Genomic DNA, 24,022 nt, shown 5'->3' with positions numbered 1-24,022 from the left:
CGGCGCTGGGTCAGAGCACCTGTGCGAGGAACCGGCGCAGCCGAGGATGCTCGGCCCGCTCGAAGATCGCCTCGGGTGGGCCGGACTCCAACACCACGCCCCGGTCCATGAAGGCGACGGTGTCGGCGACCTGCCGGGCGAAGCCCATCTCGTGGGTCACTACCACCATGGTCATGCCGGCGGCGGACAGGTCGGCCATCACCCCGAGGACGCCCTTGACCAACTCCGGGTCGAGCGCCGAGGTGGCCTCATCGAAGAGCATCACCTCGGGGCGCAGCGCCAACGCCCGGGCGATCGCCACCCGCTGCTGCTGACCACCGGAGAGCTGCGCCGGCCGCGCGTCGGCCTTGCCGGCCAACCCCACCAGCTCCAGGTGGTCCCGCGCGACGGTCTCCGCTTCGTCCGCGCCGAGCTTGCGGAGCCGACGCAGCGCGAGGGTGACGTTGCGCAGCACGCTCAGGTGCGGAAAGAGGTTGAAGTGCTGGAAGACCATGCCCACCCGCTGTCGCAGCGCGTCCGGGTCGTCGGACAGCACGCTGCGCCCGTCGAGCAGCACGTCGCCACGGTCCGGCTCGATCAGCCGGTTGATGGTGCGCAGCAGGGTGGACTTGCCCGACCCGGACGGGCCGATCACACAGGCCGTCGCACCGCGCGGCACCGTGAGGTCGACGCCGCGCAGCACCCGGTTCGGTCCGAAGGCGAGGTGCACATCGCGGACGTCGAGGCTGACCGAGGTGGTCGTCACTGTGGTCATCGCCGGTGTCCTTCCGTCGCGGCGTACGCCGATGTGGTGTCGTCGTCCTCGTCCTCGTCGGACGGTGTGGTTGCCGCCCGGCCGTTGCGCAGCCGCCGGTCGATCCAGTTGACGACGTGCGTCAGGGGGACGGTGAGGGCCAGGTAGCAGAGCCCAGCCAGCAGCAGCGCCGACTCGTTGCCGGTGGTGGCTGCGTAGTCCTGCCCGATCCGGAACAGCTCCCGCTGACTTGCCACCAGGCCGAGGAAGTAGACCAGGCTGGAGTCCTTGATCAGGGCGATGAGCTGGTTCACCCAGGCCGGCAGCACCCGCCGGATGCCCTGCGGGATGATCACCAGCCGCATCGCGTCGGCCCAGGAGAAGCCGAGAGCACGGGCACCCTCCAGTTGGGCGGCCTCCACCGACTGGATGCCAGAGCGGAAGATCTCCCCGATGTACGCGGCCGCGATGAGCGACAGCGCCAGGATTCCCAACGGGTAGGGGTCCGGCCCCCAGACCTCCATGCCCAGCGGGGCCAGCCCGACGCCGATCAGCAGGATCGTCGCGGCCGCCGGCAGCCCTCGGAACACGTCGGTGTAGACCCGCGCCGGCCAGCGCAGCCACCGACTGCGGGAGATGCCGGCGACGGCCAACAGCAGGCCCAGCACCGAGCCGAGCAGGGCGGCGGAGACCGCCAGGATCAGCGTGTTGGGCAGCCCGACGGTCAGCATCTCGGGCAGCGCCTCGCGCATCGCGTCGGCGTCGAAGAAGGTCTCCCAGAGGGTGCTCAACGGATCCATCGGTCGCCTCTCCTACCGCCCCGCTCGCTCGTCACCGGTTCAGGACGCGGCCGACGCCGACGCGGTCGGTGCCGGCACCGTGCCGCTGCCCGGCCTGAAGTCCGCCGGGATCGGCCGGCCCGGGTAGTACTGCGTCTGCAACCGGCTCCACGTGCCGTCCGCGATGACCTCGTCGAGGCCCCTGTTCAGCGCCTCGCGCAGCTTGTCGCTGCCCTTGGCCACGGCGTACGCGGTCGGAGCCGGGCTGAGCTGCTTGGCCGCCACGGTGATCTTGCCGTTGCTGTCGGCGGCCGACTTCTCGCCGATCTCGGCCGGGGCGATCCACGCGTCGGCGGTGCCGGCCTTGAGCTGGTTGATCGCGCCGTTGTAGTCCGGGACCCGCACCGGGTCGAGCTGCTTGCCGGTGGCGTAGTCGTCCTGCACGGTGCCCTGCACCACCACGACCCGCTTGCCGGTGAGCTGGTCGAAGCCGGTGATCGGTGAACCGGCCGGAACGTCCAGGCCGAAGTAGCCGAAGTCGTAGCCGTTGCCGAAGTCGACTGTCTTCTTGCGCGCCTCGGTGATGGTGATCGAGGAGCTGCCGACGTCGAACTTGTGGTTGTTGACCTGGGAGAGCAGCGCGGAGAAGTCGGTGCCGACGAACTCCACAGTGAGGCCGAGCTTGCCGGCCACGGCGGTCAGCAGGTCGTTGTCGAAGCCGGTGAACCTGCCGTCCTTGAGGAAGACGTTCGGCGGGGCGTCGGTCAGGGTGCCAGCCCGCAGCACGCCCGGCTGGGCCAGACCGTACGGGTTGGCGGTGGCATCGGACGAGCTGTCGTCGCCGCAGGCGGTGAGCGCGGTGGCGGCCAGGATGGTTGCCGCGCCCAGGGCGGCGGCTCGGGTCAGGGCGGGAAGAAATCGCACGGGTGTCTCCGAAGGCTGGTGTCTCGGCGCGCACAGGCGTGCGCCACCGACGGCACGCCCGATGGGCGTACCGGTGGGAAGAAGTGCGGGAAGGGGTGCGCTAGTGCGTGGTGCCGCGACAGGCGGCGCTGCACATTCGCATCATGTCCACGTGCCGTCGCCGGGTCAGTGCCGGCGCGGGCCAACCGCCGCGGAGTTCCGCGACGTCGGTCGGTGGGGCGGTGCCGAGGATGTGCATGGTTCTCCCGGGTCTGTGCTGACCTGGGTGCCAGGCCACGCTTGCACCGACGTCGTGCCGGTGCCTGGTCTTCACCCGGGGCACCCCACCGCGGAGGAGGGTTGCCGGCCAGCGAGCCGGGGCTTCGCGCTGGCACTCATGACCTGCGGCGAGGTTAGCAGTACGCCCGGGCGGAACGTCCAGTCGTTATGACCACGCTCACCGTGCCCAACGGGTGCCCGGCCGCAGGTCAGCCAGCGTGCACGTGCGGCCGGCGACACGGGTCGGGTTCCTGGCGGCGCAGGATCTCCCGGGTGACCGAGGCGATCGCGCCCTGCCCGAACGCCAGGTAGCGCAGGAAGTTGCGGGTCGGGCCGCCCTCGCTCCACTCGAAGTAGATGTGCGGTCGCCGCCCCGTCCGGTCGCGGATCTCCAGCAGCAGCACGGCCAGCGCGTTGGGCACCGAGGAACTGGTCAGGCTGAGCACCGCGAAGCGGTCGTCGGCCAGGCCGCCGCGTACCAGCAGTTCGGTCTCGAAGTCCGACGGGTCGGTGACGTGCACCTCGACGAAGATCACGTCGCTGTCGTCGGGGAAGTCGTTGTCCGCCATCGTCTGTTTCAACTTGGCGCGGTATTCGGCCTCGTCGTGCCGGTCGGGCTCGTGGGCGACGAGCCGGATGCGCCGTCCGGCACGCTCGTCGATCATCCGGGTGGCGACCGGATCCAACTCGACCCGGTCCACCCGCAGCTCGTAGGCCCGGGAGACCCGGGACAGCAGCGAGACCACGATGATCCCGCCGATGAAACAGGCCGCGATCTTGACGCCGTCGGGGCGTTCCACCACGTTCGCCAGTGTGGTGTAGACGAAGACCACGGCGATGACGCCGAACGCGATGGTGCGACCGCGCTGACGCCGCCGGGCCGCCGCGAGCGTCACCGCCGTCGCCGCCGAGGTGATCAACACCAGCACACCCGTGGCGTACGCGCCACCCTGCGCGTCCACGCTGGCCTCGAAGACGACAGTGATCAGGAAGGCCACCGTGGTGAAGACCAGCACCAGCGGCCGGACGGCCCGCGCCCAGGCCGGTGCCATGCCGTAGCGGGGCAGGTAGCGGGGGACGAGGTTGAGCAGACCGGCCATCGCCGACGCTCCCGCGAACCAGAGGATCCCGATTGTGGACAGGTCGTAGACGGTGCCGAACACCTCCCCGAGGTGCTGGTGCGCCAGGTAGGCAAGCGCCCGGCCGTTCGCCGGCCCACCCGGGCGGAAGTCCTCCGCCGGGATCAGGATGGTGGTCGTCACGCTGCTGGTGATCAGGAAGACGCTCATGATCACCGCGGCGGTGGTGAGCAGTCGGCGCGCGCCGCGGATCCGGCCCAGCGGTCGAGCCTCCGAGTCCTGCGGGTCGCCCCGCACGCTCGGCATCACCGCCACCCCGGTCTCGAAGCCGGACAGGCCCAACGCCAGTTTCGGGAAGACCAGCAGCGACAGCCCGACCACCAGCCAGGGATCGCCGTGCCCGGTGGTGAGCGTGGTGGTCCAGTCCTCGACCGCGCTGGGATGCGTCACCACCCGCCACAGCGCGTCGGCCACCACCACCGCGTTCAGCGTCAGGTAGACCGCGACCAGGACGACGGCGATCCCGATGGCCTCGGTGAAACCCTTGAGGAACACCGCCCCCAGCAGCGACACGAGCAACAGGGTGACCAGCACCTCGTGCCCCTTGAGCCCACTCGGCCAGAACGGGTTCTCGTCGATGTGCGCGGTCGCGTCGGCGGCCGACAGGGTGATGGTGATGATGAAGTCGGTGGCCGCGAAACCGAGCAGCACCAGCACCAGCAACTTGCCCGGCCAGTAGCTCAGCAGGCGTACGAGCATCGCGATGGAACCCTCACCGTGCGGGCTCTCCACCGCCACCCGCCGGTAGACCGGCAGCGCGCCCAGCAGGGTCACCAGCACCAGCACCAGCGTCGCCACCGGCGACAGTGCCCCGGCGGCCAGCGCCGCGATGCCCGGCTGGTAGCCCAGGGTGGAGAAGTAGTCGACGCCGGTCAGGCACATCACCTTCCACCACGGATGGTGCCGGTGCTCCGACGGGCGTCGGTGCGGCCCCGGGTGCCGCACCGCCTGGTCCGAGCCGGCGTCGAGCAACCACCCCCGCAGCCGGCCGCCGCGCCTGTCGACCTCCATCGGCGCGTCCCCCGTCATCCGCCCATGGTCACCGTGAGTATCCGCCCGTTGGGCCGCGCCCGTCCCCGGGTGCCCGGAACCCATTCGGCGACGGGCGGGTTTCGGGTCACAGACATGGGGGATGCAGCGCCCCCGGGTTGGCGGGAGCGCACCGGGCCGGACGGCGCCGGGGGAGGGGACAGGCATGGTCGGTGGCCGTCGCTTCCGCCCCGGTGGTGGTTTCGGTCGCCAACTGGACGAGTACGAGACCCGGGTCGGCGTGCCGCCGTCGACGGTGGCACCCGAGCCGCCCACCGGTGGTCTGGTGGACAGCGCGGTCTACGTCCGGGGGCACCGCTTCGCCTCGCCGTCCGGGCTCGCCGAGACGTACCGCTGCCTGCAGGAGCAGGACGGTGCGATGGCCTGGATCGGGTTGTACCGGCCCGACATCGAGCAGATCACCTCGCTGGCCCGGGAGTTCCGGCTGCACGACCTGGCGGTCGAGGACGCGATCAACGCCCACCAGCGCCCCAAGCTGGAGCGGTACGGGCACACCCTGTTCGTGGTGCTGCGCGCCGCCCGCTACGACGACAGGCGCGAGGAGGTCGAGTTCTCCGAGCTGCACCTGTTCATCGGGCCGGGCTTCGTGGTCACCGTCCGGCACGGTGAGGTCCCGGATCTGGCCGCGGTGCGGCGGCGGATGGAGACCGAGGCGCCGATGCTCGCCCGGGGTCCGGAGGCGATCCTGTACGCGATCCTCGACCAGGTCGTCGACGGGTACGCGCCGGTGGTGGCCGGGCTGGAGAACGACATCGACGAGATCGAGACCCAGGTGTTCGGCGGCGACCCGAACGCCAGCCGGCGCATCTACGGCCTCAGCCGCGAGGTCATCCAGTTCCAGCGGGCCGCCCGCCCACTGCTCACCGTGCTCGACGCGCTGGCCGACGGCGCCGGCAGCGCCAGCACCGACGAGGAGCTGCGCCGCTACCTGCGGGACGTGACCGACCACCTGACCCAGGTGGTGGAGCGGGTGGACGGTTTCCGGCACCTGTTGCAGAACATCCTCACCGTCAACGCCACCCTCGTCTCGCAGCAGCAGAACGAGGAGATGCGCAGCCTCACCGCGGCCAGCTACGCGCAGAACGAGGAGCTGAAGAAGGTCTCGTCGTGGGCGGCGATCCTGTTCGCTCCCACGCTCATCGGCACCGTGTACGGAATGAACTTCGTCCACATGCCGGAGTTGAACTGGCGCTTCGGCTACCTGTTCGCGCTGCTGCTGATGCTGCTGGTCTGCGGCACCCTCTACCTGATCTTCAAGCGGCGCGGCTGGCTGTGACCCACGCGGCCGGGATCACTCGATGCCGCGCAGGATGTGCCGCTCGTCCTCGACGTCGTCGTCGCCGGCGGCGATCCGCCCGAGCAGGACGGCGGCGGCCCAGATCGTCAGTGGCGTCGCCGCCCCGGTCATGCCGCCGCCGGTCCGGTCGTCCCGGGCCTGGCTGCGCTCCGCACGTGCTGGTCTGCGCTGAGCCTGCATGGGCCCCGCCTCTCCTCGTCGAAGCCGTCGTCGGCGGCGCGGCGTCAGCGCGCCACCGGTACGACAGCCACTCGAACCTTCCCACGCCCGGCCGTATTCGCACCGCTTGTTTTCGGGTTTCCGACTGTGGCCTGCCAAACCGGACATTACGCATCGACGTTGTAGGGACCGAACGATTGGGTAGCGGAACCGGGTGAGCCGAACTGCCGAGATGGCCCCGCCCGTCGTACCCGCGCGCCGAACGCTGCCCCGCTACCTCGTCGCCGCGACGCTGGCCCGGGGCGCGGACGCCGGCGCGGCGGTGGGGGTGGTGTTGCTGGCCACCCTGCCGTCGGTGGGGGCGGCCCGTCCGGCGCTGCTCGGCGGCCTGCTGGCCACCTGTCTGACCGCACCGCACCTGCTCGGCCCGCTGCTGGCCCGGTGGCTGGACCGGGCGCCGGACGGCCGGGGCCGGTTGGCGGTCGGCTTCGCCACGTACGCCGTGGCGGTCGCGGCGGCCGGGCTGCTGCTCGGTCGGGTGCCGGTCGGTGTGCCAGCGGTGTTGCTGATCGTCGCCGGGACCTGCGGACCGCTGCTGACCGGGGGCTTGAGCAGCCGGCTCGCCGGGCTGCTCGATCCGGACGAGCGGGCGCAACGTCGAGGTCAGGGCTGGGACGCGGTGACGTACGGGATCGGTGCCAGCGCCGGACCGGCCGTGGTGGCGACCCTCGCCGCGCTTGTCGGACCCCGGATGTCACTGGTCGGGTTGGGTGCCGCCACCCTGATCGCGGCCGCCCTGGTGGGCACACTGCCGCCCCGGGTGCCCGGGGACGTGCCAGCGCGGACCGGGCCGCCCGCGCGGGGCGCGCTGAGGGCCGTGCTCGGCCCCGGGCCGCTGCGCCGGGTCACCGCGGTCACCACGGTCGCCGCGCTGACCGGTGGGGCGATCTCGGTGCTCACCGTCGCGCTGGCAGCGGACCTCGGCCGGCAGGCGGTCTCCGGTGCGCTGCTGGCGGCCGTCTACGGCGGCGGAAACCTCGCCGCCGCCCTGCTGGTCACCGCGTTCCCGCTGACCGGCGAGCCGGAGCGACTCACCGTCCGATGGGCGGCGCTCGGCGCGGTGGGGATCGCGCTCTGCGCCGCCGTGCCCGGCTTCCCTTTGGCGCTCGTCGCGTTTGCCCTGGCCGGGGCGGCGACCGCGCCGCTCTTCGCCGCCACCCTGGCGGCTCGGTCGGCGTACGCGCCGGACGCCGTGCGGGCACAGGTGTTCGTGTCGACGGCGGCGCTCAAGGTTGCCGCTGCCTCGCTCGGCACCGGGTTGGCCGGGGTGCTCGCCCCGCTGGGTCCGCGCCTGTTGTTGGGGGCCGGAGCGTCGGTCACGCTCGCCGCGGCGGTGGCGGCGGCGGTCTCCGCGCGCCAGCGGCGCGACAGGTGACACGGCCGTCCACGTCGGTCGGCGCGGGGCCGCTGGTGCTCAGGGCAGCGGGTGGGCGATGCCGCGGGCGTGGTCGGTGAGCGCCGCGCCGACCACCGTCGCGGCCAGCGGCAACACCTCGAGACAGCGGCGCACCGCCGCGGCCATCAGCGCGTTCGGCACCCGCATGGAGAGCGTGCAGTGCGGCACCCAGCGGCCCGGCCGGTAGTGCTCGGCCAGGGGGATGCCGGCGGCGGTGAGCCGGTCGGACACCATCCGCTGGTGGGTCAGCAACTCCGGGGTGGGCGCCGGGCCGAGCCAGAGCACCCGGCCGACGAACTGCCCGGCGTGCTGGAAGTCCAGCCGCAGCGGGGCCGCGACGACAGTCCCGCGCAGCGCCTCGGCGACCTGCTCGGGGTTGAAGCGGGGCGCCACCGCGAGCGAGACGTGCGGCCGGTGGCGCTGCTCCCACAGGGAACGCATGCTCTGCACGCCCTCGGCCTCCAGGGCGTCCCAGAGCACCCGGATCCGCCGGGTGGCGTCCGGGTCCAGATACAGCTCCAACGCCGCGACCACCCGATCACCGTAGTCGCCGAGGTTTGATCGCACCGGCCAGCGGTACCTGAGGGGAAACCGACCAGGAGGGCGTGCCCGTGGACGTGAGTGACCTGCTGACCGAGGCGTACGACCGACTGCCCGACCTCGTGCGTGCGGCGGTCGACGGGCTGCGCCCCGAGCACCTGCACTGGGCGCCCGGCCCCGGTGCCAACTCGATCGGCTGGCTCGTCTGGCACCTGACCCGGGTCCAGGATCACCACGTCGCCGACCTGCTCGACACCGACCAGGTCTGGGTGAGCGGCGACTGGGCGGGCCGGTTCGGGCTCACCGCCGACCCGGACGACACCGGCTACGGTCACTCGGCCGCCCAGGTCGAGGCGGTGCGGCCGGAGAGCGCGCAGGCGCTCGTCGACTACTACGAGGCGGTGGCGTCGCGGACCGCATCGTTGCTGGCCGGCCTGCGCCCGGCGGACCTGGACCGCGTGGTCGACGAGTCGTGGGACCCGCCGGTCACCCTCGGCGTGCGGCTGGTCAGCATCGCCGAGGACGACCTGCAACACGTCGGCCAGGCCGCCTACGTGCGCGGCCTGATCGACGCCGACGCGTCCACAGGCACCGGGACCGGTCGGTAGGAGGCCCGCCGGGACGCGGGCGCGGCGATGACGCTCGGGAACCTCAGCCCATCGTCTTCGCGCCGTCGATCGACTCCCGCAGAATGTCGGCGTGCCCGGCGTGCTGGGACGTCTCGGCGATCAGGTGCAGCAGCACCCGGCGGACCGTCCAACTCGCGCCCGGCTCGAACCAGGGCGCCTTCGGCAGCAGGTGCGCCGAATCCAGGTCGAGGGTGGCGATCAGCGCGTCGGTCCGGTCGGCCACCTCCTGGAACCGCTCGACCAGACCGGCGAGGGTCTCGCCCGGCGTCATCCGGAACTGACCGACCCAGTCGATCTCCTCGCGCTGCATCGCCTCGGCTCCGCCGACGGCGAAGAGCATCCACCGGTGCTCGACGCCGGCCACGTGCTTGACCAGGCCGCCGAGGCTCAGCTCGCTGACCGTGGAGCGGGTGGCCGCCTGCTCGTCGGTGAGCCCGTCCACAGTGCGCAGGAGGAGACCCCGGTGCCGGCGGAGCGTCTGCAGTAGGTCGGCCCGCTCACCGGTGAGCTGCTCCGTGCTGGTCATGCCGCCACCCTTCGTCGATGTCCACTCGGGTGCCACCCTAGGGCGAGGCACCGACACTTCCGGTGTCGGACAGGACGTGCGACGAACGAGTCGCCAGCGGTTGCCGATCCGCGTCCGGGGCGGTCCACTGAATGACATGGGTGTGATTAAGGTGGGCACGTCGTCCTGGGCCGACCAGTCGTTGCTGCGCTCCGGGTGGTACCCGCGCTCGGCGAACACGCCGGCCCGTCGACTCGGCTTCTACGCCGGCCGGTTCCCGCTGGTCGAGGTGGACACGTCCTACTACGCGGTTCCCGTACCGGAGACCACGCTCGGCTGGGTCGACGCCACACCTGACGACTTCACCTTCGACGTCAAGGCGTTCAGTCTCTTCACCGGTCATCCGACGCCGGTCGCCGCGCTGCCCCGGGACCTGCGTCCGGCCGGCGGCCCGAGCCGGATCCGCCGTCGTGACCTGCCCGAGCGCGCGTACGACGAGCTGTGGACCCGGTTCCGCGCGGCCCTCGCCCCGATCGCGGCGGCCGGCAAACTGGGTGCGGTGCTGTTGCAGTTCCCACCCTGGCTGGTACGCGGTGTCGCGGCCGAACGCCGGATCATCGAGCTGGCGCAGCGCTGCCGGCCGTGGCGGGTCGGCGTGGAGCTGCGGCACAGCTCCTGGTTCGACGGTCCGGCCGCGGCGGAGACGCTTGACCTGCTGCGCGCGCACGACCTGTCACTTGTCTGCGTCGACATGCCGCAGGGGCACCCGTCGTCGGTGCCGCCGATCCTGACCATGACCGCCGAGCCGGCGATCGTCCGGTTCCACGGCCACAGCCAGGCCTGGCGGGACGGCGACAAGCAGGAGAAGTTCCGGTACGCCTACGCCGACGACGAGCTTCGGCACTGGGCCGGGCTGCTTGCCGAACTCGCCGGCCCGGTCGACGACCTGCACGTGCTGTTCAACAACTGCTGTGCCGGTCAGGCCCAACGCGACGCCACCCGGCTGGCGCACCTGCTCACCGAGACGATGATCGCCGATCGGACCGTGCCGGCCACGTCGACCGGCTGACCGTCAGCAGTGGTGTCAGGAGCGTCGGCCGCGGCTGCGCAGCGCGTCCTGCGTCGACTCGCCGATGTCGGCGTCGTCCGGGAAGGTCCGGCCACTGGGCGCCGGGTCCGGTGGGGCGCCCGGTCCGGCCATCGCCGTCCGAGTCGGCTCCACCGAGCCGAAACCGTGCCGTCCCGCCGGGTCGGTCCGGCTCGCCGGGGCGCCCGCCCGCCGGTCTCCGCGTCGTCCCTCGGGCACGGCGGTCTCCTCGCTGCCCTCGTCCATCGGCGAGTCCTCGTCGCTGCCCCAGGGCGCGTCGGCGTCGAAGCCGTCGCCGCCACCCCACGGCTGGGTCGCCTCCGGCTCCTGCCGGTCGTTGTCGCCGCTGCGTCCCCTGTGCGCCGTCATGACCACCCCGCTCGTCGGTCCGCCACAGTCGGCGGACGGTGTGCTGGTCTCAGGCCGCGCGGTGTGATCACCCGACCTTCGTCGCGTCGGTGCGCGCGCAGGGCCGGCCTGCGCCCCGCCGTCCAGAGGGGCGGCGGGACGCCGGCCGGCCCGGCGGTCAGCGCCCGGCCATCGCCATCGACCGCTTGCCGTTGCTCATGCCCGGCATCTTGATCATGCTCTTCGAGGCGCCCTTCATGCCGCCACTCCGGCCGAGGATCCCCTTGAACACCTGGCCGGGCTTCTGCTGCTCACTCATGTACGCGGTGACCACGACCAGGGTCCCGGTCAGCGCCGGGATGGCCCACTGGAGCAGCTTCATCTGCCGCTGCGAGGAGGCCACGCTGGCCGGGGTCTGGTGGTTCGGCTCGGTGGTCCCGCTGACCGGTGAGGCGCCGGCCTTCTCCAGGCGCATGCCGACCAACCGGCTGTAGCCGGTCACGGCGAGCGCGCCGATCGTCAACGCCGTCTTGATCGCGCTGGTCCGGCCGACCCCGGACTGGGCCGCCACGCGTGGGCTCTCGGTCACCAGTTCGCCGACCGCGCCGGCCAGGTGCGCGCCGATGGCGGCCGCGTTGACCGGGGTCCATTTGGACCATCCCGCCGACGCTACCGAGAGTCGCTGGGTCGAGTCGCTGATCTTCCCGGCTGCGCCGTTGACGCCGAAGGCACCCATGAGGGAGCCGCCGAACCAGGCCGCGAGGCCCAGATCGTGCATCGAGCGCAGTGCGGTATGCCGTTCGGACATGTGATCCCCTTCCGCCGTGTTGGGCGCTGCGGCTTACCCGCCGCCCGGGCGGCTAACCCCGTCACCCGGCGGCTGATCCGCGCCGCACCGGCACGACCGGGACGTTCGGGCTTCGACGTACCGCATCGCCGCCGACAGGAGTCGTCCGCGCGCTGGCGGGTAGATCCCGAGCGACGCTGACGGAGAGGGGAACGGGATGTCGCAGCCGGACGAGAGTCGGGAGAAGACCCCCAAGACCGACGCGGTGCTCATGCACCCGGACAACGACCCACACCGGAACACCGCGGAGGTCGCGCCGCGCAAGGATCACGCGGAGATCCAGGTCGAGCGCGACGGCGAGCTGGTGCCGCTGGACCAGGACGAGTGAGCCTCCCGGACGCTCCGGCGCGGCTCAGCGGGGCGGCAGGTCGCCGGCGAAACCGGCGATCCGCCGCGCCAGCGGGGTGCTCGCGCGGACCCAGGTGAAGTGGTCCAGCGCCGCGCCGGCCTGCGCCGCCGTGTAGCGCTCGCGGGTGAGTGGCGCGGCCACGAGCTTCACGCAGAGGTTGTCCATGGTCTCGTGCGGGGTGTACTGGTCATCGTCCACACTGATCGCCAGCACCGGTGTGCGCACCGCGCGTACCGCCGCCTCGGTGTCCGTACCGTTCAAACGGGGAAAACAGCCGCTGCGCGCGGTGTACGCCCAGTCGCGCATCACGCCGCGCGCCTGCCGGCCGCCGAAGCCCCAGCCCGGCCAGACCCCGAGCAGGGCCGCGGTGGCGGCGATCCCCTGGGTGTACGGCAGCAGGCCGAGGCCGCGCAGGCCCGGGTAGCTTCGCCAGTACGGGATGCCGACCGCGATCAGCGCCAACGCGTCCACCTCGTCGGCACCGTGCAGGGCGAGGTGCAGCAGCGCGGCCTGACCGCCGAGCGAGTGCCCGACCAGCAGCCGGTTGCGCCCGTCCAGCCGTGGCTTGAGCGCGGCCAGCACGGCGCCGACGTCGTCGGCCAACTCGGCGTAGCCGTAGCGGTCGGCCCGGCTCGGCGTCGGGGTGCTCGCCCCGTTTCCGCGGAGGTCGGCGACGACCACGGCCAGCCCGGCGGCGCGTAGCTCGGCCGCGAAGGGGCGGTAGTAGCGGGCCCGCACACCCATCGCGGGCCAGAGCACGACCACCGGCGCATCCGTCGTGCCGACCGGCTCCGGGTAGACCTGCACACCCAACCGACCGCCGTCGACGTCGACGAACTCCTGCGCGTACCCCGGATCTCCGTCCACCGGCCCAGCTTACGGCCCCGCGTTACCGGCGGGTAGCCGACGGTGCCGGGCGCGACGGAGGGCCCCGCCGTGGCGGAGCCCTCCGGTTGGCGACGCAGTCAGGAGACGGAGATCGTCCCGTTGCCGGCACGGACGCAGGCCACCGAGCGGGCGCTGGTCGAGGCCGCGCCGCTCAGGCACTGACCGAGCACCTGGTGCCCGGTGGCGTTCGGGTGCCACGACTCCTGGCAGGTCTGGAAGTAGCTGACGCAGGTGTTGGCGATCCGCTGGATGTCGAGCTTGTCCTTGCCGGCGAGGCTGGTGACGAAGGTGCCGCTCGCGCCGTCCTGCAACCGGATCGGGGTGGCCAGCGTGCCCGTCGGGCTGTTGGTCTGCTCGCAGAGGCGGGCGCCGTTGAAGGCCTGCTGCACGTTCAGGTACACCAGGTCGTCGGCGGGGAACTCGGCGGCCAGGGTGTCCCGGGTGGACTTCACGATGGCGCCCAGGCCCTGCGAGAAGCGGTGGCCCGGCGCCAGGCTGGCGCGGTGGATCGGGCAGCCGGCCGCGTACCGCTCGGCGCCGAGGTCACGGAACTTGTCCCGGGTGTCGTCGCGGCTGTCCTCCTCGTGGAACTGCGGGTTCAGGTCCAGCGGCAGGGGGTTCGTGTAGTCCTGGAACACCACCCGGTGCTGCCCGTCCGCGTCGATCTGGTCCAGTGTGGTCAGCACCTGGCGCACGGCGGCGGTGGTCTCCGCGGTCGCGGCGCTGAGCTGCGCGGCGGTGGCCAGGTCGGCGTCGCTGCACGGCTTCTGCTCGACCGGGCCGTTGAGGTACGCCCAGAACTCCCACCAGCCGGTCCACGCGTCGGCGATGAACCGGTTGGCGCACTTCTCCGCGACGCTGCCGAAGGTGAACGAGCTGTTGTTGGAACCCAGGCCGATAAGCACCAGGTCGATGTCCTGGGTCTGCGCGACGGCGCGGAGCTGGTCGAGCTGCGCGGCCACGGTGCGGCCGTTGGTCCGCGCCTGCGAGGCGTTGGCGATGTCGTGCGGCTGCCCACCGGAGCAGGCCAGGTTGAACCGGTTCTGAATGCCCGGCAGGTTCGCCTGGTTGAGCGAGGCGTTCGCCGACCGGTGGCAGAAGTACGCGTTGTTGTTGGCGGCCGCCCAGCCGGGGAAGCCCTGGGTGACGCCGTTGGCGTCGACCACCGGGGTGTACGCCCCGGCGCCCTCGCCACTGATGAAGCTGTCCCCGAGTGCCACCGCGGCGGTGGGCAGCGCGGCGGACGCGGGTGCGGGCAGCGCGACGGCTGTCGACAGCGCGGCCATGGCGATCGTCAGTCCCGCGGCGAGCGCGGTACGCCGGAACCTGGGCATGGGGCCCCCATCCATCGAAAGATGAAAGATTCTCTGAGAGCGCGATCAGATCACCCCTCTGCGACGGGCGTCAATGGCCCGTAACAGATTCGTTCGATGAAAGACACGCGCTTGTAGGCGCGACGTCCTACCGCGTGGAGGTCCGCGCCCGCCGGCGCACGTCAGCGCCCTTCGGCGCGCGGGGCTATCGGCCGGTCGGGCCGCCGCGGCGCCTCAGCAGAGCCGCGCCGACGGCGTTCAGACCGACACCCCAGATCAGGAGTACGCACAGCCACTGCGCCCACCGCAGCACGGTCATGTCACCCGAGAGCAGGTTGCGGACACTGCCGAGCGGGGTGAGCCACGGCTGCGCCGGACGGAGAGCGTCCACGGCGCCCAGCAGCCCGAACGGGACCAACGGCAGGACGATCGTGGCCAGGAACGCGATCACCGTCGAGCGCAGCAGCAGACCCAGCCCGGTGCCCACCAGACCGGCGACGACCTGCACCAGCACACTGCCCAGCGCGACCGTCCCGGCGAACCGCCACGGCTCGTCGGCGACGTCGGCCGGGGTGAGGGCCAGCGTCGCGGCGCAGATCAGCACACCGCCGACACCGAGGACGACCGCCGGCAGCCCCACCGCGAGCACCGTGGGCAGGACCGGGACGCGCACGGGCGCCCGGCGCAGGTCGTGTACCAGCAGGATGCCGAAGAGCGGCGTCATGACCGACAGCAGGCTCTGGACCGTGTCCGAGAGGTCGGCGAAGGTCCGGTCGGCCGGGGCCGCCGCCGCGACCACCGCCACGGCGGACAGCAGACCCGCCACCAGGGTGCCCACCAGCAGCCACCGCCGGGCCCGGGTGCCGAGGGAGTGCCGCAGCGCGTCGCGAATCGTTACGTCCATCTCGACCGCCTCCTGATCTCGTTGACCCGGACGGCGTGCACCCCGCGCGCAAACCGGCCCGCGATCATGGGTGAGCGTACCGGCGACGCTGTCTCTGCGTGGTCCGGTGATCACCGAGTGGGTGTTCGTTGGCTCACGTCCGGCGGCCGGCGCGCGGCGGGTCGCGTAGGTCCTCCGGGAGTTGTCCTAGCCTCGGGCTAGGCTCGCTGCGGCGCGCCACGCCGGCTGATGTCGCCGGTGACGGGCAGCACACAGCCGAGACCGGGGAGTACGACCAGTTGACCGCAGAGCCTGACACCCTGTATGGGGCCGATGACCTCACCCACCTTGAGGGGCTGGACGCTGTCCGTAAGCGGCCCGGCATGTACATCGGCTCCACCGACAGCCGTGGCGTGGGTCACCTCGTCAACGAGATCCTCGACAACTCCACCGACGAGGGTGTCGCCGGCCACGCCAGCACCGTCGAGGTGATCCTGCACGCCGACGGCTCGGTGCAGGTCGACGACGACGGCCGGGGCATCCCCACCGACGTGCATGCCAAGTCCGGCATCTCCGGCGTCGAGCTGGTGCTCACCCGGCTGCACGCCGGCGGCAAGTTCGGCGGCTCCGGCTACAAGACCTCCGGCGGCCTGCACGGCGTCGGCGCCTCGGCGGTCAACGCGCTGTCCCGCCGGTTCGACGTGACCGTCCGCCGGGCCGGCAAGATCCACACGATGTCGTTCCGACACGGCGTCCCCGGCATCTTCGACGGCGCCGGGCCGGACGCGCCCTTCACCGCCGGCCCCGGGCTCCAGGTCATCGGCGCGATGAAGCGCGGTCAGCGCACCGGCACCTCGATCCGCTGGTGGCACGACGCCCGCTACTTCGAGACCGGCGCCGCGCTCGACGTGGACGCGGTCCGCACCAAGCTGCGCAACACCGCCTTCCTGGTCCCCGGCGTGACCTACCTGCTGCGCGACCTGACCGGTGAGGCACCCGCCGAGGAGCGGTTCCACTACCCCAACGGGCTCAGCGACATGGTGGAGTTCCTGGCCCCGGCCGGCGACCGGCCCGTCTCCGGCACCCTGCTCGTCAACGGCGAGGGGACCTACCGGGAGAACGCCGCCGACGCCAACGGCGTCATGCAGTCGAACGTGCAGCGGCGCGCCGAGGTCGAGGTGGCGTTCCGGTGGGGCACCGGCTACGAACGCACTGTCGAGTGCTTCACCAACACCATCCGCAACGCGCACGGCGGCACCCACCGCAAGGGCTTCGAGCGGGCTCTCGTCCGCGCCCTCGCCGAGGCGGTCCGCAACACCCGCGGTCTGCTCAAGGCCAAGGAGGAGCCGCCCCTGCTGGACGACGTCCTGGAGGGGATGACCGCGGTGGTGCACGTGCGCATCCCCGAGCCGCAGTTCACCTCGCAGACCAAGGACGAGCTCTCCACCCCGGGGATCACCAAGGTGCTCCAGAGCCTTGTCGACGCGCACGTGAAGGCCTGGCTGGAGGACCGGCGCACCAAGGCCGAGGCACGCACCGTCCTGCAGAAGATCGTCGACGCGGCCCGGGTGCGCCTCACCCAGAAGCAGCAAAAGGACGCCGCCCGGCGCAAGACCGCCCTGGAGGGCGCGTCGATGCCGCCGAAGCTCGTCGACTGCCGGGCCACCGGCATCGACCGCAGCGAGCTGTTCATCGTGGAGGGCGACAGCGCCCTCGGCACGAGCCGCATGGCCCGTTCCTCGGAATACCAGGCGCTGCTGCCGATCCGCGGCAAGATCCTCAATGTGCAGAAGGCCAACCTCCAGCAGGTTCTGGACAATGCCGAGTGTGCGGCCATCGTCCAGGTCCTCGGGGCCGGCTCGGGGCGCACGTTCGACCTGGCCGCGCTGCGCTACGGCCGAGTGCTGATCATGGCCGACGCCGATGTGGACGGCGCGCACATCCGTACGCTGCTGATCACTCTCTTCGCCCGCTACATGCGGCCGCTGATCGAGGCCGGTCGGCTCTACGCCGCGATGCCACCCCTGCACAAGATCACCACCAGGGGGCGTAGCCCGCAGACCGTCTACACCTACACCCAGGCTGAGATGGAGACGACGGTCCGCAAGCTGGAGAAGGCCGGCAAGCAGATCGTCACGCCCATCCCACGCTTCAAGGGTCTCGGTGAGATGGACGCGGACGAGTTGTGGGACACCACGATGAACCCGGCCACCCGGGCCGTCCGACGGATCACCCTCGACGACGTCGACGCCGCCGAACGCATCCTCGAACTGCTGATGGGCGAGAAGGTCGAGCCGCGTCGCAACTGGCTCATCGACTCCGCCGACCGCGTCGACCGGGATGCGATCGACGCATGAGCGAGCGAGTTCGGTGCAGCGTCCGTTCCGTTCCAGTGGAGAGCTGAGTCATGGCACGCCGTAAGGAAAACAAGGTCGACCTCTCCTCGTTCGACCAGGCCGGCGCGCGGGTCTTCGACAACCCGCTGGTCACCGAGGTGTCCGACTCCTATCTGGAGTACGCGTTCTCGGTCATCCACTCCCGCGCCCTGCCCGACGCGCGCGACGGCCTCAAGCCCGTGCACCGGCGCATCCTCTGGTCGATGTACGAGCAGGGCTACCGCCCGGATCGCGGGCACGTGAAGTCTGCCCGAATTGTGGGCGACTGCTTCGTCGCCGGCACACTCGTCTCGACGCCCGCTGGCCTCCGGGCCATTGAGGAGATCGAGGTCGGTGACCTGGTTCTGGATGGTGCTGGCACCCCGGTGCCGGTGACCGCTGTCTATCAGAATCCGGTGTCCGACCTCGTACGCGTCACCTGGAGCAACGGGCACACGATGCTCGTCACCCCGGGCCAGCGCTTCCGCGTGGTCGCCGATGACCTTTCTGTCAAGTGGGTGGAGGCTCGGGAACTCCCGGGGCAGTTGGCGCTGGCGTACGGCAGCCGCCGAAATGTGGTGTCAACACCGACCGGCGACGTCTACGACTATGTGCGCGGGCTACTGGTGGCCGAGGGCTTCCCTGTGCACCGATCTCGCGCGGCGGACGGTCGGGTCCGGATCCACATGTGTGACATCGAGCCGCTGGATGTCGCCCATGGTTGGGCCATCGACAGTGGGCTGAACGTTTCCCGAGGGAAGCGTGAGGCCCAGAATCCGTTGCATCGCGACCAGCACATCCTTACCTTCAGCCGACACGAAGGGCTGCTGGAGGCCACGCGGCCGCTCAGCCGCGACAAGTATGTGCCCGGCGACATCATTGGCGACCGATCGGCCTGGGTGCCATTTCTTGCCGGCTTCTTCGATGGAGACGGCTACATTCGTAAGCGTTTTCGGGAGATTGTCTTCGTCAGCACCAGCGAGGTACTGGTGCGGCAGATTTACGCCATGCTTGCCGACCTGGGGCTACACGGGCACCACTGGACCAGCGGCCGTCGCTCACAGGAGAACCCACTTCTTGGCCTGTCGGTCAGCGGCCGAGACGCCTCGGCTCTCGCCCGTCTTCTGCTGCCGTGGGTGCGGATCGGTTACAAGCACGACGACTTGCAACGGGTCGCCGAGATCGACTACCAGTACAGCGGCAAGCAGGGCAACGACCGGCTGCCGTACGGCCCGGTCATCGCCGAGTTCACGGCCGCGCACCAGGGCGGCGGGTGGTTTCGGGACCGGGATGGCCAAGCGTTCCGGGACTCGCTTTCGGCGAGCGGCGGGCCGAAGGTGCGATATGGCAAGGACCGTAATGGTGTTCTGCTCGCTGACCGATCTTTCCAATTGGAGCGCGCGGTACGAGACGGCTGGATCCGCAAACTCCACCGCCTCGGCTCGCCGCTCGCTGCTCGGCTTGACGCGTTGGTCGGCAGTTCGTTCCTTCGGGTCACCTCGGTAGAGCCGGTGTCGCCGGACGTCACCTACGACATTCAGGTCGGCAGCGACGAGCACGCCTTTGTTGCCGAGGGTTACGTTGTCCACAACTGCATGGGTAAGTACCATCCGCACGGCGACACGGCGATCTACGACGCCATGGTCCGCCTCGCACAGGACTTCTCGCTCAACGTGCCGCTCATCGACGGCCATGGCAACTTCGGCTCTCCCGACGACGGCCCGGCAGCTTCGCGCTACACGGAAGCCCGAATGTCCCGGGAGGCCATGCTGCTCGTCGGTGAGCTGGGCGAGGACACCGTCGACGTCGAGCCCAACTACGACGGGTCGCTGACCCAGCCGACCGTGCTGCCGGCCGCGTTCCCCAACCTGCTGGTCAACGGCGCGTCCGGGATCGCGGTCGGGATGGCCACCAACATGATCCCGCACAACCTCGCCGAGGTCGTCTCCGCGGCCCGCTGGCTGATCAACCACCCGGACGCCACCCTGGACAAGCTCATGGAGTTCGTCCCCGGCCCCGACCTGCCCACCGGTGGGGTGCTGCTCGGCCTGGACGAGGTGCGTCGGGCGTACGAGACCGGGCGCGGTGTGGTGCGGATGCGCGGCAAGGTGGAGATCGGCCCGATCGAGGGCAGCCGGGGCCGCCAGGCGATCACGGTGGTCGAGCTGCCCTACGGCGTCGGCGCGGAGAAGGTCATCGCCGCGATCACCAACGAGGTCACCAAGACCAAGCGGCTGACCGGCATCGCCGACGTCAAGGACCTCACCGACCGGGAGAGCGGCACCCGGCTCGTCGTCGAGTGCAAGGTGGGCGTCAACCCACAGGCGTTGCTCGCCGACCTCTACCGGCTGACCCCGTTGGAGCAGTCGTTCGGCGTCAACAACCTGGTCCTGGTCGACGGGCAGCCGCGCACGCTGGGGCTCAAGGCGCTGCTGGAGGTCTTCCTGGCGCACCGCTACGAGGTGGTCACCCGGCGCACCTCGTACCGTCGGCGTAAGCGCCAGGAGCGGCTGCACCTGGTCGACGGTCTGCTGATCGCCCTGCTGGACATCGACGAGGTGGTCCGGCTGATCCGGGGCAGCGACGACGCGCAGGCCGCGAAGGACGGGCTGATGAGCCGGTTCGGCCTGTCCGACATCCAGGCCACCTACATCCTGGACACTCCGCTGCGCCGGCTGACCAAGTTCGACCGGATCGAGCTGGAGGCCGAGCAGGAACGACTGCGCGCCGAGATCGCCGAGCTGAGCAAGATCCTCGACGACGAGCGGGTGCTCCGGAAGGTGGTCTCCGACGAGTTGGCCGCCGTGGTCAAGCAGTTCGGCACCGAACGGCGGACGACGCTTGTCGACGGGGACCTCAAGGAGGTGTTGGCCGCGTCCGCGCCGGCCGGCCCCCTCGAAGTCGCCGACGACCCGTGCCAGGTGATCCTCTCCGCGACCGGGCTGGTCGCGCGGACCGCGGCCGAGTCGGAGGAGAGCGCCGAGGGGCGTCGGCGCAACGGCCGGGTCAAGCACGACACGGTACGTGCCATCGTGCACTCCACGGCCCGGGGTCGGGTGCTGTTGCTGACAAGCGCTGGCCGGGCCTTCAAGGTGGACGTCCTGCCGCTGCCGGTGTTGCCCGAGCAGGCCGGCACGGTATCGCTGCGGGGCGGCATGTCCGCGGCCGAGTTGGTGCCGTTGGCGGCGGGGGAGACGGTCGTCGGCCTGGCCCCGCTGGGCGGGCAGGCAGAGGGTTCTCCGGGGCTGGCGTTGGGCACCCGGCAGGGCGTGGTGAAGATCTGCGCGCCGGAGTGGCCGGTGCGCTCCGACGAGTTCGAGGTGATCGGCCTGCGGGACGGCGACGAGGTGGTCGGTGCGACCTGGTTGGCCGACGGCACCGAATCGCTCACGTTCGTCACGTCGGAGGCGTCGCTGTTGCGGTTCCCCGCCGGGCTGGTCCGTCCGCAGGGCCTCAAGGGTGGCGGGATGGCCGGCATCAACCTGCCGGCCGGGGCGCGGGTGGCGTTCTTCGGCGCGGTCCGCACCGACGACCCGGGGCATGGCGAGCCGATGGTGGTCACCTCCACCGGCGCGACGGTCAAGGTGACGCCGTTCAAGGCGTACCCGGCGAAGGGTCGGGCGACCGGCGGTGTGCGTGCGCACCGCTTCCTCAAGGGTGAGACCGACGTGGTCGTGGCCTGGGTGGGTCCGCGTCCGGTCGGCGCGACCGGCACCGGTGATCCGGTGGAGTTGCCGGCGGCGGATCCCCGCCGCGACGGCTCCGGCTTCGCGGTGATGCTCGGCCCGACGGTGGTCGGCCACGTGATCGAACGCGACTGACCCCCCCAGAGGGGGGCACTCATGCGTGCGAGGGAGGCTCTCATGCGTGCGGGGGAGATGGCGGGCACCGGCAAGATCGCCCGGCGGCGCGATGCCGTCGGGGCGGCGAAACGGGAGGCTTGACCACGTCGAACACACGACGCAAGCACCCCGAGGAGTCACCACAATGGAGTTTCGCCCCGCTTTCATCGCCGCCCCGGTCCTGGTGATGAGCTATGGCATCATCCGTCTCGTCGACGGTCTGGACGGCGAGCGTGGTCCCGGCCCAGCCTGGACCATCGGGCACGTCGCGTTCATCGGCGCGCTCGTCGCGTTCGTCTCGGTGTTCTGGCAGATGCGCCGCATGACCGGCGGCCGGGTCCTGGCGACGGTGTTCGCCACGGCCGGCACCGTCGGTGCGCTGGCGCTGATCACCCAGTTCTCGATCGACCTGGTGGCCGGCTTGCTGTCCACCGACAACTACGGCATGAGCATGATCATTCACCAGGTACGCACCCTGCCGGGAATCTCGCAGCTGGCCTACGATTTCGGGCCCTACGCCTTCTACCTCGGCCAGCTCGCGTTGGTCGTCCTGCTCGCGGTGCGGCGCCGGGTCAAGGTGTGGACGCCGGTCCTGGTGCTGGCCGACCTTGCCACGCCGTTCATCGACAAGGACCTGATTCCGCTGGGATCGGTCCTGTTGCTGGTCTCCTTCCTTCCGCTGGCCCGCCGCGCCACCGCCGCCACCCCGGCGAGCCCGGTGCCGGCCCTCGCCTGAGCGGCGGGTCCCGAACCGATCCCCCCGGGGCCGGGGGATCGGCCGCCCGTGGGAAGGAGGGTCAGGGCTGATGCACACTGTCGCGATGTCGTTCGCCCGTCTCGTACGCACCACCAATCCGTACGTGGTGGATGCGGCCATCGCCGTGTTCGTTCTCGTCGCGGTGTCGCTGCCGTTCGTGCTCCCCCAGCGGGGTGGCGCACCGGGGCTGCTGGCGTACCTGATCAGCGCGGGTACGGCGATCCCGCTGATCTGGCGCAGACGGGTGCCGTTCACCGTGTTGGTGGTGGTCGCACTTGCCACGATCGCGGGCAAGGCCGTGGACGCGCCAGGGCAGCCCCTCGCGTACGGCGGGCTTGTCGCGCTCTACACGGTCGCCGCGCTGGGGGGTCGCCGGCAGCGCTGGGGAGCGCTCGCCGCCACCTTCCCGGGTGTGGCGGCAGGGGTGGCGTTCAACACCAACCGCATCAGTGAGTACTTCTACACCTTCCTGGTCTTCTTCACCGCTTACGTCCTGGGTCGACTCAGCCACGCTCGCCAGGAGCGCGCGACAGTGCTGGAGGATCGGGCGCTTCGGGCTGAGCGTGAGCGTGAGTTCGAGGCCGATCGGGCCGCCATCCGCGAGCGGGCGCGAATCGCCCGGGAGATGCACGACGTGTTGTCCCACGCGGTGAGCCTCATGATCGTGCAGGCCGAGGCCGGACCGGTCGCGGTGCGGACCGCCCCGCACCGGGCCGAGGCGGCGTTCGACGCGATCGCCGCCGCCGGCCGCGACGCCATGGTGCAACTGCGGGGCATGCTCGGCCTGCTGCGCACGGAGGCCGGCCCCCGCAGTCCGCAGCCCACCCTGGCCCAACTGCGGCCGCTTGTCGACGGAGTCCCGGCGGCCGGGTTGCGGGTGACCGGTGAGCAGCGCCCGGTGTCGGCCGACGTGGAGCTGGCGGCGTACCGCATCGTCCAGGAGGCCCTGACCAACGCCGTCAAGCACGCGGCGGCCAGCACCGTCGACGTCCACCTGGACTGGTCTCCCGAAGCCCTCACGATCACCGTGGCCGACGACGGTGCCGGAGGCGGTGGTCCGGGTGGCGGGCACGGCCTCGTCGGCATCCGGGAACGGGCGATCGCCTGCGGAGGTACGGCGAGAACGGGGCCGGACGTCGGTGGGCGCGGGTTCACCGTCGAGGTTCGGCTACCCTTCCCGGCGTGACGATTCGGGTGGTGATCGCGGACGACCAGGAGCTTGTGCGCAGCGGGTTCGCCATGATCCTTGACGCCCAACCGGACATCACCGTCCTTGCCGAAGTCGGTGACGGCGAGGCGGCGGTGGCCGCCGTTCGGGAGCACCGGCCGGAGGTGGCGCTCCTGGACATCCGGATGCCGGTAATGGACGGCATCGAGGCCGCCCGTCGTATCTGTGCCGACGCCGGTAGCCGGGTCATCATGCTCACCACCTTCGACCAGGACGACTACATCTACGAGGCGCTCTACGCCGGTGCCAGTGGTTTCCTGCTCAAGGACGTACGCCGTGAGGACCTCGTCCATGCCGTCCGGGTGGTGGCCTCCGGCGATTCGCTGCTCGCCCCCTCGGTCACCCGGCAGATCATCGCCGACATCACCGGTCGCCACCGCAGTGGTGTGACCCGGTCGGTCGGCGGGTCCGACGCCCGCCTCGACGTGCTCACCGCCCGCGAACGGGAGGCCCTGCACCTGCTGGGTCGAGGTCTGTCCAACGCGGAGATCGCCGAGACCCTGGTGGTCAGCGAGCACACCGTGAAGACCCATGTCAGCAACGTGCTGACCAAACTCGGCCTCCGGGACCGTGCCCAGGCGGTTATCTGCGCCTACGAGACCGGCCTGATCGCCGTCGGTGAGAGCTGAGCCTGCC

22 protein-coding genes, 2 pseudogenes and 1 riboswitch are annotated in these 24,022 nt (G+C 71.2%); of the genes and pseudogenes, 12 read left to right on the top strand and 12 right to left on the bottom strand.

From position 1 onward, the window contains the following. Positions 1 to 10: 10 nt before the first annotated feature. The 4 genes from AB0F61_RS04110 to AB0F61_RS04095 all read right to left on the bottom strand — a co-directional run bounded on the left by AB0F61_RS04110 (position 11) and on the right by AB0F61_RS04095 (position 4,862). Positions 11 to 754, bottom strand: coding sequence for an amino acid ABC transporter ATP-binding protein (locus AB0F61_RS04110; protein WP_357803076.1), 744 nt, complete (start codon positions 752 to 754; stop codon positions 11 to 13). Continuing rightward, complete coding sequence (locus AB0F61_RS04105) at positions 751 to 1,533, bottom strand: amino acid ABC transporter permease (RefSeq protein WP_357803074.1); 783 nt, start codon at positions 1,531 to 1,533, stop codon at positions 751 to 753. The genes AB0F61_RS04110 and AB0F61_RS04105 overlap by 4 nt, the downstream gene beginning before the upstream one ends. Positions 1,534 to 1,572: 39 nt before the next feature. Beyond that, positions 1,573 to 2,436, bottom strand: coding sequence for an ABC transporter substrate-binding protein (locus tag AB0F61_RS04100; protein WP_357803073.1), 864 nt, complete (start codon positions 2,434 to 2,436; stop codon positions 1,573 to 1,575). Between the two features lie 270 nt (positions 2,437 to 2,706). Beyond that, positions 2,707 to 2,818: riboswitch (SAM riboswitch) on the bottom strand. 85 nt (positions 2,819 to 2,903) lie between these two features. Beyond that, on the bottom strand, positions 2,904 to 4,862 hold the full coding sequence (locus AB0F61_RS04095) for an amino acid transporter (RefSeq protein ID WP_357803071.1): 1,959 nt from the start codon (positions 4,860 to 4,862) through the stop codon (positions 2,904 to 2,906). A 166-nt stretch (positions 4,863 to 5,028) separates the two neighbouring features. Here AB0F61_RS04095 and corA point away from each other — a divergent pair, with 166 nt between their 5' ends. Beyond that, positions 5,029 to 6,159: a magnesium/cobalt transporter CorA gene (corA, locus tag AB0F61_RS04090; protein ID WP_357803069.1), complete on the top strand. Its 1,131-nt coding sequence runs from the start codon at positions 5,029 to 5,031 to the stop codon at positions 6,157 to 6,159. Positions 6,160 to 6,174: 15 nt separating this feature from the next. Here the strand turns inward: corA and AB0F61_RS04085 are convergent, their stop codons facing one another. Next, complete coding sequence (locus AB0F61_RS04085) at positions 6,175 to 6,360, bottom strand: hypothetical protein (RefSeq protein ID WP_357245912.1); 186 nt, start codon at positions 6,358 to 6,360, stop codon at positions 6,175 to 6,177. 193 nt (positions 6,361 to 6,553) lie between these two features. Here AB0F61_RS04085 and AB0F61_RS04080 point away from each other — a divergent pair, with 193 nt between their 5' ends. Next, positions 6,554 to 7,774 (top strand): MFS transporter, encoded by a 1,221-nt coding sequence (locus AB0F61_RS04080; protein ID WP_357803067.1) that lies wholly within the window; start codon positions 6,554 to 6,556, stop codon positions 7,772 to 7,774. A 39-nt stretch (positions 7,775 to 7,813) separates the two neighbouring features. Here the strand turns inward: AB0F61_RS04080 and AB0F61_RS04075 are convergent, their stop codons facing one another. Continuing rightward, positions 7,814 to 8,329 carry a 2'-5' RNA ligase family protein gene (locus AB0F61_RS04075; protein ID WP_357803236.1) on the bottom strand — a complete coding sequence of 172 codons (516 nt, stop codon included), beginning with the start codon at positions 8,327 to 8,329 and terminating at the stop codon, positions 7,814 to 7,816. Positions 8,330 to 8,406: 77 nt separating this feature from the next. On the opposite strand from AB0F61_RS04075, the gene AB0F61_RS04070 reads away from it, so the two are divergent. Continuing rightward, positions 8,407 to 8,943, top strand: coding sequence for a DUF664 domain-containing protein (locus AB0F61_RS04070; RefSeq protein WP_357803065.1), 537 nt, complete (start codon positions 8,407 to 8,409; stop codon positions 8,941 to 8,943). A gap of 43 nt (positions 8,944 to 8,986) precedes the next feature. On the opposite strand, the gene AB0F61_RS04065 is transcribed toward AB0F61_RS04070, so the two are convergent. Next, positions 8,987 to 9,490 (bottom strand): DinB family protein, encoded by a 504-nt coding sequence (locus tag AB0F61_RS04065; RefSeq protein ID WP_357803064.1) that lies wholly within the window; start codon positions 9,488 to 9,490, stop codon positions 8,987 to 8,989. 136 nt (positions 9,491 to 9,626) lie between these two features. Here AB0F61_RS04065 and AB0F61_RS04060 point away from each other — a divergent pair, with 136 nt between their 5' ends. Beyond that, positions 9,627 to 10,538 (top strand): DUF72 domain-containing protein, encoded by a 912-nt coding sequence (locus AB0F61_RS04060; RefSeq protein WP_357803063.1) that lies wholly within the window; start codon positions 9,627 to 9,629, stop codon positions 10,536 to 10,538. 15 nt (positions 10,539 to 10,553) lie between these two features. Here AB0F61_RS04060 and AB0F61_RS04055 read toward each other — a convergent pair whose 3' ends face one another. Both AB0F61_RS04055 and AB0F61_RS04050 read right to left on the bottom strand, forming a co-directional pair. Then, a complete protein-coding gene (locus AB0F61_RS04055; RefSeq protein WP_357803062.1) occupies positions 10,554 to 10,925 on the bottom strand; it encodes a hypothetical protein in 372 nt (123 codons plus the stop codon). 157 nt (positions 10,926 to 11,082) lie between these two features. Continuing rightward, entirely contained in the window at positions 11,083 to 11,712 is a 630-nt protein-coding gene (locus AB0F61_RS04050) for a hypothetical protein (RefSeq protein WP_357803060.1), read from the bottom strand. Between the two features lie 196 nt (positions 11,713 to 11,908). Here AB0F61_RS04050 and AB0F61_RS04045 point away from each other — a divergent pair, with 196 nt between their 5' ends. Next, positions 11,909 to 12,079 carry a hypothetical protein gene (locus AB0F61_RS04045; protein ID WP_157563104.1) on the top strand — a complete coding sequence of 57 codons (171 nt, stop codon included), beginning with the start codon at positions 11,909 to 11,911 and terminating at the stop codon, positions 12,077 to 12,079. Between the two features lie 24 nt (positions 12,080 to 12,103). Here AB0F61_RS04045 and AB0F61_RS04040 read toward each other — a convergent pair whose 3' ends face one another. The 3 genes from AB0F61_RS04040 to AB0F61_RS04030 form a co-directional block, all read right to left on the bottom strand. Next, positions 12,104 to 12,967: an alpha/beta fold hydrolase gene (locus tag AB0F61_RS04040; protein ID WP_357803059.1), complete on the bottom strand. Its 864-nt coding sequence runs from the start codon at positions 12,965 to 12,967 to the stop codon at positions 12,104 to 12,106. Positions 12,968 to 13,065: 98 nt separating this feature from the next. Continuing rightward, on the bottom strand, positions 13,066 to 14,322 hold the full coding sequence (locus AB0F61_RS04035; RefSeq protein WP_357803057.1) for a hypothetical protein: 1,257 nt from the start codon (positions 14,320 to 14,322) through the stop codon (positions 13,066 to 13,068). Positions 14,323 to 14,506: 184 nt separating this feature from the next. Then, positions 14,507 to 15,205, bottom strand: coding sequence for a hypothetical protein (locus tag AB0F61_RS04030; protein WP_357803056.1), 699 nt, complete (start codon positions 15,203 to 15,205; stop codon positions 14,507 to 14,509). Between the two features lie 206 nt (positions 15,206 to 15,411). Here AB0F61_RS04030 and AB0F61_RS04025 point away from each other — a divergent pair, with 206 nt between their 5' ends. From AB0F61_RS04025 to AB0F61_RS03995, 7 genes and pseudogenes are all read left to right on the top strand, one after another. Beyond that, positions 15,412 to 17,541 (top strand): DNA topoisomerase IV subunit B, encoded by a 2,130-nt coding sequence (locus AB0F61_RS04025; protein WP_357803234.1) that lies wholly within the window; start codon positions 15,412 to 15,414, stop codon positions 17,539 to 17,541. A 50-nt stretch (positions 17,542 to 17,591) separates the two neighbouring features. Further along, positions 17,592 to 17,846 (top strand): annotated as a pseudogene (locus AB0F61_RS04020) (DNA gyrase subunit A); the annotation flags it as partial. After that, positions 17,820 to 18,626: pseudogene (locus AB0F61_RS04015) on the top strand (LAGLIDADG family homing endonuclease); the annotation flags it as partial. The pseudogenes AB0F61_RS04020 and AB0F61_RS04015, both read left to right, overlap by 27 nt. Before the next feature lie 69 nt (positions 18,627 to 18,695). Beyond that, positions 18,696 to 21,380, top strand: coding sequence for a DNA topoisomerase (ATP-hydrolyzing) (locus AB0F61_RS04010; RefSeq protein WP_357803232.1), 2,685 nt, complete (start codon positions 18,696 to 18,698; stop codon positions 21,378 to 21,380). A 166-nt stretch (positions 21,381 to 21,546) separates the two neighbouring features. Next, positions 21,547 to 22,137 carry a hypothetical protein gene (locus tag AB0F61_RS04005; RefSeq protein WP_357803054.1) on the top strand — a complete coding sequence of 197 codons (591 nt, stop codon included), beginning with the start codon at positions 21,547 to 21,549 and terminating at the stop codon, positions 22,135 to 22,137. 70 nt (positions 22,138 to 22,207) lie between these two features. Further along, a complete protein-coding gene (locus AB0F61_RS04000; protein ID WP_357803052.1) occupies positions 22,208 to 23,344 on the top strand; it encodes a histidine kinase in 1,137 nt (378 codons plus the stop codon). Further along, positions 23,341 to 24,015: a response regulator transcription factor gene (locus AB0F61_RS03995; RefSeq protein ID WP_357803050.1), complete on the top strand. Its 675-nt coding sequence runs from the start codon at positions 23,341 to 23,343 to the stop codon at positions 24,013 to 24,015. Before AB0F61_RS04000 ends, AB0F61_RS03995 begins: the two co-directional genes overlap by 4 nt. Positions 24,016 to 24,022: the final 7 nt, after the last annotated feature.

Source organism: Micromonospora sp. NPDC023888 (assembly GCF_040639415.1).
Classification (GTDB): Bacteria; Actinomycetota; Actinomycetes; order Mycobacteriales; family Micromonosporaceae; genus Micromonospora.
The sequence above is the reverse complement of the archived record's forward strand: the minus strand, read 5'-3'. Positions and strand labels throughout refer to the sequence as shown.

Bases quoted from the DNA above. Each gene is read 5' to 3' on its own strand.
- AB0F61_RS04110 (WP_357803076.1), bottom strand. From the start codon at position 754: ATGACCACAGTGACGACCACCTCGGTCAGCCTCGACGTCCGCGATGTG.
- AB0F61_RS04105 (WP_357803074.1), bottom strand. From the start codon at position 1,533: ATGGATCCGTTGAGCACCCTCTGGGAGACCTTCTTCGACGCCGACGCG.
- AB0F61_RS04095 (WP_357803071.1), bottom strand. From the start codon at position 4,862: ATGACGGGGGACGCGCCGATGGAGGTCGACAGGCGCGGCGGCCGGCTG.
- corA (WP_357803069.1), top strand. From the start codon at position 5,029: ATGGTCGGTGGCCGTCGCTTCCGCCCCGGTGGTGGTTTCGGTCGCCAA.
- AB0F61_RS04085 (WP_357245912.1), bottom strand. From the start codon at position 6,360: ATGCAGGCTCAGCGCAGACCAGCACGTGCGGAGCGCAGCCAGGCCCGG.
- AB0F61_RS04065 (WP_357803064.1), bottom strand. From the start codon at position 9,490: ATGACCAGCACGGAGCAGCTCACCGGTGAGCGGGCCGACCTACTGCAG.
- AB0F61_RS04060 (WP_357803063.1), top strand. From the start codon at position 9,627: ATGGGTGTGATTAAGGTGGGCACGTCGTCCTGGGCCGACCAGTCGTTG.
- AB0F61_RS04055 (WP_357803062.1), bottom strand. From the start codon at position 10,925: ATGACGGCGCACAGGGGACGCAGCGGCGACAACGACCGGCAGGAGCCG.
- AB0F61_RS04050 (WP_357803060.1), bottom strand. From the start codon at position 11,712: ATGTCCGAACGGCATACCGCACTGCGCTCGATGCACGATCTGGGCCTC.
- AB0F61_RS04045 (WP_157563104.1), top strand. From the start codon at position 11,909: ATGTCGCAGCCGGACGAGAGTCGGGAGAAGACCCCCAAGACCGACGCG.
- AB0F61_RS04035 (WP_357803057.1), bottom strand. From the start codon at position 14,322: ATGCCCAGGTTCCGGCGTACCGCGCTCGCCGCGGGACTGACGATCGCC.
- AB0F61_RS04030 (WP_357803056.1), bottom strand. From the start codon at position 15,205: ATGGACGTAACGATTCGCGACGCGCTGCGGCACTCCCTCGGCACCCGG.
- AB0F61_RS04005 (WP_357803054.1), top strand. From the start codon at position 21,547: ATGGAGTTTCGCCCCGCTTTCATCGCCGCCCCGGTCCTGGTGATGAGC.
- AB0F61_RS04000 (WP_357803052.1), top strand. From the start codon at position 22,208: ATGCACACTGTCGCGATGTCGTTCGCCCGTCTCGTACGCACCACCAAT.